Annotated in this window: 9 protein-coding genes; 8 read left to right on the top strand and 1 reads right to left on the bottom strand. The window is 45.2% G+C overall.

The window, feature by feature from the left end; translation table 11 throughout:
• Nucleotides 1–18 precede the first annotated feature (18 nt).
• The 8 genes from CA600_RS14365 to CA600_RS14330 all read left to right on the top strand — a co-directional run bounded on the left by CA600_RS14365 (nucleotide 19) and on the right by CA600_RS14330 (nucleotide 11,003).
• Nucleotides 19–885: a phosphatidylinositol-specific phospholipase C/glycerophosphodiester phosphodiesterase family protein gene (locus CA600_RS14365; RefSeq protein ID WP_094870814.1), complete on the top strand. Its 867-nt coding sequence runs from the start codon at nucleotides 19–21 to the stop codon at nucleotides 883–885.
• A 228-nt stretch (nucleotides 886–1,113) separates the two neighbouring features.
• A complete protein-coding gene (locus CA600_RS14360; protein ID WP_179281620.1) occupies nucleotides 1,114–1,833 on the top strand; it encodes a heptaprenylglyceryl phosphate synthase in 720 nt (239 codons plus the stop codon).
• Nucleotides 1,834–1,907: 74 nt separating this feature from the next.
• Nucleotides 1,908–4,244 (top strand): DNA helicase PcrA, encoded by a 2,337-nt coding sequence (pcrA, locus tag CA600_RS14355; protein ID WP_094870812.1) that lies wholly within the window; start codon nucleotides 1,908–1,910, stop codon nucleotides 4,242–4,244.
• Between the two features lie 78 nt (nucleotides 4,245–4,322).
• Complete coding sequence (gene ligA, locus CA600_RS14350) at nucleotides 4,323–6,335, top strand: NAD-dependent DNA ligase LigA (RefSeq protein WP_094870811.1); 2,013 nt, start codon at nucleotides 4,323–4,325, stop codon at nucleotides 6,333–6,335.
• Between the two features lie 161 nt (nucleotides 6,336–6,496).
• Entirely contained in the window at nucleotides 6,497–7,204 is a 708-nt protein-coding gene (locus tag CA600_RS14345; RefSeq protein WP_094870809.1) for a response regulator transcription factor, read from the top strand.
• Nucleotides 7,205–7,223: 19 nt separating this feature from the next.
• A complete protein-coding gene (locus CA600_RS14340) occupies nucleotides 7,224–8,336 on the top strand; it encodes a sensor histidine kinase (protein WP_256989852.1) in 1,113 nt (370 codons plus the stop codon).
• 163 nt (nucleotides 8,337–8,499) lie between these two features.
• Nucleotides 8,500–9,099 (top strand): hypothetical protein, encoded by a 600-nt coding sequence (locus tag CA600_RS14335; RefSeq protein ID WP_094870807.1) that lies wholly within the window; start codon nucleotides 8,500–8,502, stop codon nucleotides 9,097–9,099.
• Between the two features lie 59 nt (nucleotides 9,100–9,158).
• The gene (locus CA600_RS14330; RefSeq protein WP_094870893.1) at nucleotides 9,159–11,003 is read left to right on the top strand and encodes a transglycosylase domain-containing protein; all 1,845 of its coding nucleotides are present in this window, start codon (nucleotides 9,159–9,161) and stop codon (nucleotides 11,001–11,003) included.
• 12 nt (nucleotides 11,004–11,015) lie between these two features.
• Here CA600_RS14330 and CA600_RS14325 read toward each other — a convergent pair whose 3' ends face one another.
• A complete protein-coding gene (locus tag CA600_RS14325; protein ID WP_094870805.1) occupies nucleotides 11,016–12,272 on the bottom strand; it encodes an MFS transporter in 1,257 nt (418 codons plus the stop codon).
• Nucleotides 12,273–12,682: the final 410 nt, after the last annotated feature.

Raw genomic sequence — 12,682 nt, 5'->3', positions numbered from 1 at the left:
CAAAGGAAACTCTCAACTATGGATAAGAAAAAGATTGTTGCTACCGTAATTGTAATTGGAGCTCTTATCATGTTACTTGTAATCGCTTTTAGTAATGAAGACGAACAGCCTGCAAGTGGTTTTGAGGCTCACAAGGTCGTAGCACATGCCATGGGTGGCATTAACGGTCATACATACACCAATGCCTTTGAAGCATTTGTTGCTAATTATGCACAGGGAACTCGTGTATTTGAAGTAGACTTGTTATTATCGGCTGATGATCAGCTAGTAGGCAGGCATGAGTGGTCAGGCAATATGAGTAAGCTTTTAGGTCAGTTGGATGTACTTCCTGCTAATAAACAAGGGGTAGTGCTAGATTATAAGGAATTCATGGACAGTCCAATCTTAAATATATACTCCCCGATCGATGTTGAGAAGTTGCTTGATCTGATGCAGCATTATCCAGATGCTTATATCGTGACCGATACGAAAGAAATCAAACCTGAACTTATAAATAAACAATTTACATTGTTGGTAGAAGCGGCGCAGCGCCGGGATCCAGCCATATTAGATCGAATCATTCCACAAATATACAATCAGACGATGCTGGATGAGATCAATAAGGTATATTCTTTTCCGGAAGTGCTCTACACCCTGTACCAATCCAAGGATACGGATGAACAGGTTATTGAGTTTGTAAATAAAACAGGTGTGGATATTACCATGCCAGTTAGCCGAGCCACCAAGAGCTTTGTTAAAAAGCTGAAGAAGGCTGGTGCTCGAGTATATGTTCATACAGTAAATGAAGAAAATGAAATTAGGGAGCTGGCCCGTATGGGCGTGGATGGTTTTTACACTGATTTTGTACCCGAAAAGGATTTGATTAACATCTCAGGTGTACGTTGAAATCGTAGACTACTTATTGCCATTAATATATCCCCACAAATTGCTGCTTTCCTTAGCGTGTATTCAGGTACTTTGCGGGGTTTCCCAAAATTTATATGCGAAAAAATGTTCGCATTTTTGTTCGCTTTAAATTGACACACCTGCTGTGCTGGCATAGACTAGATTTATATCTTTTGCGGCGGCAGGAGTGTCTTTGTCTTGCCCAAATGACTATTAAGGATGATTCTCATGAAATCAGTGCAGCAAATGATCAAACCTTGGCGGCATGTGTTTAAGCTTGACCCTGACCGGATGATTTTGGATGAGGATTTGGAGGCCGTTTGCTTATCTGGCACGGATGCCATACTGATAGGGGGCTCTACAGGAGTAACCTATGAGAACACAGTGGATCTCTTATCCAGAGTAAGACGGTTTGAGTTGCCCTGTGCACTCGAGGTGTCCGAACTTGAAGCTGCTGTGCCCGGATTTGATCTTTATATGATTCCAATGGTGCTTAATACGCCTGATCCAGCTTGGATTGTAGGCCATCATCGCCGAGCGATTGAACGCTATGGATTTATGATTCCATGGGATTCGTTACTAACGGAAGGCTATATTGTGCTGAATAGCGAATCTTCAGTTGCACGGATTACAGGGGCTGAGACGGCCATTGATGCTGAAGAAGCGGCAGCATATGCCCAGGTTGCGGACAGGCTGATGTCACTGCCGATTGTTTATCTTGAATACAGCGGTAGGTTCGGGGATATGGAGACCGTGCGGACGGTACGTGAAATGGTGGAGCAGGCTCAGCTTTTTTATGGAGGGGGCATTACTTGTGAGGAAGAGGCCGAGCAAGCAGCAGCTCTATGTGATACAGTAGTGGTCGGCAATATTATTTATAGTGATGTACAGAAGGCACTGCTAACAGTTGCGGCTGTGAAGAAGACAGTACAAGAGCAATTTGAGTAGTGGTTAGTCCAAGGACTACTTATGATTTGTGATTTTATATTGTGATTTTATATTTAGAAAGGAGCATGTTACACATGCAACTTATTAGCATACAAGATGCAGTGAGTCGACTGAATCCTCCACAAAGACAGGCTGTCGAAACTACTGAAGGACCCCTTTTGATTATGGCTGGTGCGGGCAGTGGGAAGACGAGAGTGTTGACTCACAGAATCGCCTGGCTGATTGCCAATCGAAAGGCGCCGCCTTGGGCGATTTTGGCGATTACGTTTACGAATAAAGCCGCGCGGGAAATGCAGGAACGGGTATCTAAGCTCGTTGGACCTGAGGGAAGAGATATCTGGGTATCCACCTTTCACTCTATGTGTGTGCGGATTTTGCGGAAGGATATCGAGCGGATTGGCTTTACCTCCAACTTCTCCATCTTGGACTCTACAGATCAGCTATCGGTAATCCGTAACTGTATGAAGGAACTGAACATTGATACGAAAAAATTCGAGCCAAAAGCTGTACAAGCTGTAATCAGCGCATCCAAAAATGAACTGATCACTCCAGCGCAGTATGAGCAGAAGGTTGGCGATTATTTTGAAGGCCTTATTGCTAAGGTTTATAAGATGTACCAAAGACGTTTGAGAAGCAATAACTCGCTGGACTTTGATGATTTGATTATGAAGACTATCGAATTATTTAAAGAAGTTCCCGAGGTTCTTGATTTCTACCAAAAGAAATTCAAATACATCCATGTAGATGAGTATCAGGATACGAATAGAGCGCAGTACATGTTATGCCGCATGCTAGCTGATAGCCACCACCGGATTTGTGTAGTAGGGGATAGTGATCAGTCGATTTATCGCTGGCGCGGAGCGGATATTACGAACATTCTTAATTTTGAAGAGGATTATCCAGAAGCGAAGACCATTCTTTTAGAACAAAACTATCGTTCGACCGCTAATATCCTGAATGCAGCGAATGGTGTGATCGCGCTCAATAGTGGACGGAAGCCGAAGAAGCTGTGGACCGACTCTGAAGAAGGCGCCAAGATTAAAGTGTACAGAGCAGATTCTGAGCATGACGAAGGGTACTTTGTAACCGGAGAAATTAGTAAGAATGTAAAACAAGGCCAAGCTTATCAGAATCACGCGATATTGTATCGTACGAATGCCCAGTCACGGGTAATCGAGGAAATTCTGATTAAATCAGATATTCCGTATCAAATTGTTGGCGGGATTAAGTTCTATGATCGTAAAGAAATCAAGGATCTACTGGCGTATCTACGCCTGTTGTCTAACCCTGATGATGATATCAGCCTGACGCGTATTATTAATGTACCTAAGCGAGGATTAGGGGATACAACGGTTGGCAAGCTGGCAGCTGCGGCTGGTGAACGTGGTGTTTCTATCTTCCGCGTACTGCAAACTGTTGATGATTTGGGCTTTGCCGGACGGACGCGGAATATGCTAGTAGAGTTCTACGATATGATTGAAGCTCTGCACCGTATGGTGGAGTTCTTGTCTGTAACTGAACTGACGGAAAAAATCTTGGAGATGTCGCAGTACCGTTTGGAGCTGCAAAATGAAAACACACTCGAATCTCGCTCCCGGCTAGAGAATATCGATGAGTTCTTGTCCGTGACGATGGAGTTTGAAAAGAATAACGAGGACAAGTCACTGGTCTCCTTCCTCACGGATCTGGCCCTTATCGCAGATATTGATAGTGTCAACGATGATGAAGAGGATCGTAGTGATGCTGTTGTGCTAATGACAATGCACAGTGCCAAAGGTCTGGAATTCCCGACCGTTTTTATCGTCGGTATGGAAGAAGGCGTATTCCCGCATAGCCGTGCTTTCCAGGACAATGATGAGCTCGAAGAGGAACGTCGGCTTGCTTATGTAGGGATCACACGCGCCGAGAAACAACTGTTTCTCTCCTGTGCACGGATGCGTACACTCTTTGGGCGGACGACGGCGAACCAGCCGTCCCGCTTCCTGGAGGAGATTCCAGAAGAGCTGAAGGAAGATACCGTTAAGACGAAGGACCGCTTCCAGCGCGGAGGCGCGGACGTAGGCGGTGCTTACGGCGGACGCGGCTTTAGCGGCGGTAGCCGTGGGAACTTTGGCGGCCGGGGCGGAGCGGCCGAAGCTACGTCGGCAGGCGGAAGCACGGCGTCAGCAACGACAAGCAAGAGCAGCGTGACCGTAACCTCCGGAGGCGCTCAGCGCGCCACTGGAGCAGGGGCTGCAGCAGCTGGCGAATACAAAGCGGGTGATAAGGTTTCGCATGGCAAATGGGGCACTGGCACCGTTGTAGCTGTGAAGGGCACCGGGAATGATACGGAGCTACAAATTGCTTTTCCGGCACCAGTGGGTGTAAAACGACTGCTTGCAGGGTTTGCACCGATTACCAGGGTGGAATAATAGTAACAAACGATTAACGAACGGATATTTAGACCACGCTAACCATTAGGAAACTTATTGACGGAGGGATGTACCTGCATGGATGCTATGCATGTGATGGAAGAGCTTGTTGCAGAATTGAATCACTATAATTACCACTACTATACGCTGGATACACCGCTAGTCAGCGATAAGGAATACGATGTTTTATACGACAAGCTTGTAGCACTGGAGGCTGAGAGTGGCTTCGTGTTACCAGATTCTCCTACACAACGTGTAGGAGGAGATCTTCTTAAGGGCTTCACGCCGCATCGGCATCTGGCTCCGCTTTGGAGTCTGGATAAAGCACAGAATATCGAACAGCTGCGGAGCTGGAATACGCGGGTACTTCGCTTAGTGAATGAGTACAATCTTAAGAACCCAGGCAACCCTCTGCCTGATCCTTGTTATGCAGTAGAACTGAAGTTCGATGGCTTGACGCTAAATCTAACCTATCGGAATGGTGTTCTCGAACAGGCATCAACCCGTGGGAATGGTGTAGTGGGTGAAGGAATCCTTGCACAGGTGAAGACCATTAAGTCTGTTCCATTAACGATTCCTTTTAAAGAAGGGGTCATTGAGGTTCAGGGTGAAGGAATTATGAATCTGTCTGTGCTGGCTGATTATAATACACGGGCTGCAGAGCCGCTGAAGAATGCACGTAATGCAGCAGCGGGTGCACTGCGTAATCTTAATCCAAAGACGACTGCAGAGCGTCGGTTGAATGCTTATTTCTATAATGTAGGTTTTGCAGAGGGTGTAGATTTCGCAGATCATCAGGAGATGATGGATTTTCTGCGGAATAACAAATTCAAAGTAAATCCTTATCTGACTTACTGCAATGATTTCGATGATGTGACCGAACAGCTTGCTGGAATCGAGGAGAGTCGTTCAAGTCTTGATTACCTGATCGATGGGGCCGTAATTAAGGTGACGGATTTCCGTATCCGTGAGGTTCTTGGTTATACGGATAAGTTTCCACGCTGGGCGGTGGCTTATAAATTTGAAGCGGAAGAAACAACGACCGTGCTAGAGTCTGTTAGCTGGAATGTTGGACGTACAGGTAAAGTGACTCCGCTGGCTCGTGTTGAGGCTGTAGAGCTTGCTGGAGTTACCGTACAGAATTGCACCTTGAATAATGTGGGCGATATTGAGCGCAAAAACTTGAAATTCGCCTTAGGCTCACGAGTGTTTATTCGGCGCTCTAATGATGTTATCCCGGAAATCCTCGGCAAAGTAACAGAAGAGAATGACGGTGAAGAGATCATTTTTCCTGAAAATTGTCCGGCTTGTGGATATCCGCTGGAAATGCGCGGCGCGCATCTTTTCTGTAACAATAAGCTGAATTGTAGGCCGCAAATAGTTAGCCGGATTACTCATTTCGCTTCGCGTGATGCTATGGATATTGAGACGTTCAGTGAGAAGACGGCAGGCCAGCTCTACGACGAGCTTAATGTACATGACTCTGCCGATCTGTATGAATTGTCCTTTGAGCAGCTTGTACAGCTAAATCGTTTTGGAGAGAAAAAAGCACAGAATTTGCTGCAAGCGTTAGAAGATAGCAAGGGGCGTGATCTCGCTTCGTTCCTCTTTGCGTTAGGTATTCCTAACACAGGAAAAGCAACAACCAGGATGCTGGCTGATCATTTCCGCGATTTGGATGCTGTGATGCAGGCTAAAGCAGAGGAACTCGCTGAGTTACCGGACATTGGCGGGATTGTCGCCGAGAGCATTGTTAACTTTTTCGCAGATCCTATCGTTGTGGCGAACGTTTCGCGTTTACGCGCGCTTGGGGTTGAAGCGAAAGCTCCTGAGGCACCACGTCCTGTTAGTACGAATTCCTTCTTTAGCGGAAAAACGGTAGTGTTGACCGGTTCGTTACAAAAGCTTACCCGAGACGAAGCCGCTGAACGCTTAGAAGCACTTGGAGCGAAGGTATCCGGTAGTGTATCCAAGAAGACGGATTTAGTTATTGCCGGCGAGAAGGCAGGTAGTAAACTGGCCAAGGCGCAGCAGCTGGGCATTCAAGTCATTGAGGATGAGGATGAGCTGATTCGATTGCTGGAGATGTAAGCATAGTTATACTAGAACCTCAAAAGGTTCCAGTTCCATTTCGTTTAAGTACGAGAGGAGCTGGAACCCTTTTTTGCGTATTCTTCTTATTGTCATTCGATTGATCTGCTAATATATAAGCTATAGATACTTATTACTCTATTTGAAAGGATACCCCTTCCGTGAAGAGAGAGACGATATTGTTAGTAGATGATGAGAGGGAAATTGTAGAGCTGTTATCGATTTATCTCAGCAATGAGGGCTACCGGCTGCTTAAAGCCTATGATGGGTTGGAAGCGCTGGCGTGTCTGCAGAAGGAAGAAGTGGATTTAATTATTCTTGATGTCATGATGCCTAAGATGGATGGACTAGCGGCATGTATGAAGATCCGTGAAGCGCGGAAGATGCCGATTATCATCCTTTCAGCCAAAAATACCGATATGGACAAAATCTCAGGACTGAGCATAGGAGCGGACGACTACGTGGGCAAGCCTTTTAATCCTTTAGAGATTGTGGCCCGCGTCAAGTCACAGCTGCGTCGTTACCACGCATTTAATAAGGATAATAGTAGCTTGGGGAGTGAAAGTAAACTGAGCTTTGAAGATTTAACCATAGATACGTCTAAGCATGAGGTACATGTAGATCTACAGAAGATTAAGCTGACTCCGCGGGAATTTTCTATTCTAGAGCTTTTGGCAAGGCACCAAGGTCAAGTACTCAGCTTAGAACAGATTTACGATAAAGTGTGGAATGAACCATTTTTAGATGGAGGCAATACAGTTATGGTACATATTCGTAATCTCCGCGACAAAATTGAAATCGATTCAAAGCGCCCGCGTTACATACAAACCGTCTGGGGAGTTGGCTATAAATTAGATGGACCTTCCTGAAAGGATTAGGTGAGGCTTCTTGAATTCGAAATATATAACAACGATCCGGTGGAAGTTTATATTTGCATTTTTACTTAGTGTACTTTCCGGTGGTTTGTTACTTATGGCTGGCTACCAGCTCGTTAATTTTATGATCTATCTGAATCCAGCTCCAGAGTCGGCTCCCTATTCACGTATCTTACGCTGGATCATTAATCATATTGGCTCTGTGCCACTACTGACCGCAGCCGGGATTATCAGCTTTTTACTGTTCTTTTTTATCTATACTCGTAAAGTAGTACTGTATCTGGAGGAGATCACCAAAGGAATTCGGGAAATCACGAGCTCAGGGATGACCCACCGTATTGAGATCAGAACATCGGACGAGCTGGGTGTGCTGGCTGAGAATATTAATGAAATGGCTGAGCGTTTGCAGCACTCCGTGGAGGAGGAACGTAAAGCTGTGAATGCGAAAAATGATTTGATCACTGGCGTCTCACATGATTTACGAACCCCACTCACCTCGGTCCTCGGCTTTCTGGAATATATCGAGCAAGATCGATGTCAGGAAGAAGTAGAAATACGATATTACGTGAGCATAGCCTACAACAAATCCCTTGTACTGCGTAAACTGATCGACGATCTTTTTGAATATACACGCGTAAATAGTGGGGAATACCCTCTGGCTATGGAGCGATTAGATTTAAAAGCATTTATACGGCAGTTAGCGGAGGAGTCGGTTCCTGAACTAACAAAGGCTGAAATGACCTACGAGATCGATGACCAAGCTGATGAGCTGTGGATAGAGGCTTCCCCTAAAGAATTAGTTCGTGCTTATGAGAATTTGATTACGAATGCAATCCGTTACGGGAGAAGCGGCAAGAAACTGGAGATTGGTTTCAGTAAAAAGGGAAATGAAGCGATTGTCCGCATTAGCAACTTTGGAGAGAGGATTGCAGAGAGCGATATTCCGTTTATTTTTGAACGATTTTATCGGGCAGAGAAGTCCCGTTCACAGCATACAGGCGGTTCAGGCTTAGGCCTTGCCATTTCAAAAAGTATCATCGAACGCCACAATGGCGTTATTTATGTAGAAAGCTCCCCACTTCGCACGGATTTCATCACCTGTTTCCCCTTCTTCATAGAATCTTAAGAAAACTCTAGGCAGGTTCTTAAGATTTGGAAGCTATCCTTGAAATATAAGAAAGTATAAGCTTCAAGCTATACTTTATCCTTATATTTTTCGAAGAAATGCTTATCGTCCTTAAAAAGGACGCCGAAGGCGTTTCTTCTTATGAGCACAAGGAGGGATTACTATGCACAAACTTCGGACGGTTCGCATCCATTATCTTTATGTTTTTATAGGGAGTGCTCTTTTGAGTGCTGCCTTTCTTTTTGCTGTCCAGCGGGTTGTTGCTTTGCTGTATGCACATTATTCGGGGCAATCAGGCGTCTTTTTTGTTCGTCTTATCCATTGGACCATTAATCATATTGGAACAATCCCCAGCGCCATAATTCTATTTGTTCTATTCTTCAGCGGGTTGTTTATTCTCCGTTCACAGAAAATTGCCGATGATTTGCACACGATATTGCTTGGAACCTCAGAGCTGGCAGACCAGGGAAGAACACAAGAAATCAAGGTCCTCTCCGGAGGAGAATTAGGCCAGATTGCCGCTAACCTGAATCGTACGCAAAGAATTGAAGTCCCAAATGGAGGCGCAGTAACAGGGACGGCGGGGGATACACCAGCAGTAGCTTTATTGATAAGAACTCGGGCAATTCTCCGTGCTCTCCGTGAGGTAGAGGAGGCTGACAATTCGGATGATGGGATGGAAGCCCAAGCACTTCTTGAAGCAGCGAATGTTGAAGCCCGTAGTATGGAGCGGTTCTTAGAGAACCTGATTATAGAGTCATGAATGCCGTTACCGAAAAAAAACAAAGTGTAGCCCGTTCAGGCAAGGATGGCAGATGGATCATGCGTACCCGGATACTCCGTCTGGGGTATTTATTATTTGATGGGAGTATCATTGGAGTAATAATAGCGCTCGTGGGTTTGCTTTACGTATTTCAATACGGCGGGCAAGTGGTTAAGCAGCAAGAGGATAAACTTCAGCTGCCGGAATCGAGCATCATTAAGGCCTCGGATGGGACGACATTACGAAGGATCCCTTTACCGGGCTCGGGGTATAGACATTCAGCGGAGCTGGAGGAGATGCCTGCATTATTGATCAATACGTTTTTAGCGGTGGAGGACCGGCGCTTTTATAGCCACCAGGGGTTAGATTATAAAGGGATTTCTCGCGCTTTTCTAAATAATCTTGTGGATATGGATCTCTCCGAGGGCGGGAGTAGTATTACTCAGCAGCTAGCTCGCAATCTTTATTTGAACAGGAACAAGAATGTCATACGTAAGCTAAATGAAGCATCCATTGCTCTTGCATTAGAGAGACAGTTAACAAAACGAGAGATCCTAGGGCTTTACCTCAATCAGATTTATATGGGGCGTGGGCAATATGGAGTAAAGGCAGCTGCGGAGCGTTACTTCGGCGTATCCGATTTAAAAAAACTAGAAATATGGCAAATCGCCACCCTGGCGGGAATTCCTAAAGGACCGTCTATTTATAATCCGGTAGATAATTGGACATTATCCAAAACAAGAAGGGATCTCGTTCTACAGATTATGTTAGATCAAGGACTGATCACTAATGAACAAATGATTAAGGCTAGAGATATACAGTATCATCCTCCCGCTGCAAACAAAGAAGAAATCATTGGCGTACATTATGTGGATGCTACGCTTAAGGAAGCGGCTCAGATCACTGGGAAGTCTGTGGAGGAGCTTCGGACGGGTGGCTACATTATTGTTACAGGATTGAACATTAAAGCACAGCAGGCGCTTGAACAGGTCTTTCTTAAGCACTCATCTTTCCCGCCCGACGGAAAAGATCAGCAGGTAGAAGCAGCTATGACGATCATGGATCATCGTACAGGTGAAGTGGTAGCATTGATTGGTGGACGTGAACATAACGAGGGGAGCTTGAATAGAGCTACAATTGATGCGCGGCAACCTGGGTCCAGCTTCAAGCCGATCATTGACTATGGACCCGCACTAGAGAGCGGGAAGTATAGCCCGGATAGCATACTGTCTGATTGCAAATACGCTTATGGAAGCTATGTACCTGAGAATTTGAATGGAGTGTACCAAGGTAAGATTACCATGAACACAGCGCTACAAAAATCCATAAATGCGCCAGCCGTCTGGCTTTTGAAGCAGGTTGGAATCTCATCTGCGCGGCAATTCGCAGCCAAATTAGGAATTGTACTGACGGAGGAGGATAACCATTTATCAATAGCTTTGGGAGGGCTTCATAACGGAGTATCTCCACTTAAAATGACACAAGCCTACGGTGTCTTTGCTAATGGAGGTAAACTGAATGAGGCTCATATGGTACGCACGATAATGGATTCAAAAGGGAAGGTCGTGTATTCACATCTCTCCGAATCACGGCAGGTAATCTCGCAGCGAACCGCAGAGGCAATGACGATGATGCTCCGTAATGTTGTCAATGAAGGAACAGGCAAAAAAGCGCAAATGAACAGACCTGTAGCAGGGAAAACCGGAACAACCCAATTGGATTTGCCTGGCGTAAGCAAGAAAGCTAATCGGGATTTGTGGTTTGTTGGTTATACTTCGGAATGGACAGCTGCAGTGTGGATGGGGTTTGATCGTACAAATAGGGATAATTATATGACAGAGGGCAGCGGGAAGGCTGCCGCTCTATTTTCTGCAGTCATGAGTAAGGCGTTAAGTGGTTACTGATTTTACTGATGTTTATTGAGCGGCCCATTCTTCTAGTTTCTCGTCTCTAGGAAGCAGGAGAGCAAGGAAACCAAGAAGAGGGAGGAATCCACAAGCAATAAACACTTTTGAAATTCCAATGGTGTCAATCAGATTGCCGAGTACCAAAGAGCCAATTCCTCCGAGCCCAAAAGCAAGACCAGTGATTAACCCTGAAACTGTTCCGATATTGCCTGGATAAAGCATCTGAGCGTAGATTACAGTAACGGAGAAGCTGGACAAAAGGATGAAACCACCAATCAGCAGGAGAATAGCTGCCCACATTTGGTTCACAAAGGGTAGAGCCAGCGCAAAGGGCACTGTTCCGACCATAGAAAGAAGGATGAGATTACGCCGTCCGAAGCGGTCAGCCAGTGGGCCTCCAAAGAATGTACCGACAGCTCCAGCTGCCAGATACATAAAAATATAGATTTGGGCCTTATCAAGCGTCATTTGATATTTGTCCATTAAATAGAAAGCGTAGTAACTGCCGATAGAAGCGCCGTACCAAGATCTTACAAAGACTAGGAACACAAGGATGATAGTTGCCGTGCGAATACTTTTGCGGCGGGCAGGATCGATTGCGCGTGCGGTTGATTTCTTATGAAACGTATATCCCGCATCCAGCATCTCCCGATACCAGCGAGCGACATAGGTCTGGACGGCAATTCCGGCAGCCGCAACGATAGTGAAGCCAAGAGCCCCGATCTGCCCAAAGGGAATGAAAATCCATTTTGTAAGCATTGGACCTAGAGATTGCCCGGCATTGCCGCCGACTTGAAAAATAGATTGCGAAAGACCTTTCCGCTGACCGGCAGCCATATGAGCCACACGCATGCCTTCCGGATGAAAGGTAGCAGATCCGAAGCCGATTAACATGACGGAAAACAATACAAGGATATAGTTGTTGGCATAAGCCAATAAAAGTACGCCTAAAAATGTGCTGCACATGCCCAGTGGTAACAAAATAGGACGAGGTTTGCGATCAGCGGCATATCCGATGACTGGCTGGATCACTGAGGACGTCATGTTTAAGGCGAAGGAGATCCACCCAATTTGAGCAAAGGAGAGCATCAGGTTATCTTTAAGAATAGGGAAGATTGCAGGGATAACTGCCTGAATAGAATCGTTAAATAAATGAACAAAGCTGACAGCCAGCAAAATCTTATAAATTGTTGCTTGCTGCAGATTACGCTGCTCCTTGTCCTTAGTGTTTGTTTGGCTCGTAGCAGTAGATGGATTGTTTTTCATTTAGACTCCTTTCGTACGTATCATTAGAAGTTAATATATGGGATTACGATAGATTCTATTTAGCCACAGATTATGAATTATTGGAATCAATTTGTGTTGGTTTGTGTTAGTTTGAAAGTATTTATTCGTAGATTATTTTTATTTCAAAAAAAGCTTGCAAACATAAGAACGGCATGGTATATTATCTCTTGTGCTTATGACGCATCGAACAAATGAAACACAAACGATGAAAAAATAAGTTGACAAGAAATGCGACAACATGATATACTAAAATTCCTGTGCAAGAGACATTGAATGTCGAAATGCTAGGAGCAAGTTCTTTGAAAACTGAACAAATGGAACGCGTTAATTTTTAAAAAGATTCATTTAATGAATCGTCAGTTTCAAAATGAGCATATCGCTCTTTTCAA

Source organism: Paenibacillus sp. VTT E-133280 (assembly GCF_002264385.1).
Taxonomy (GTDB): Bacteria; Bacillota; Bacilli; order Paenibacillales; family Paenibacillaceae; genus Paenibacillus_AQ; species Paenibacillus_AQ nitricinens.
This window is presented reverse-complemented; position numbering and strand designations above follow the sequence as displayed.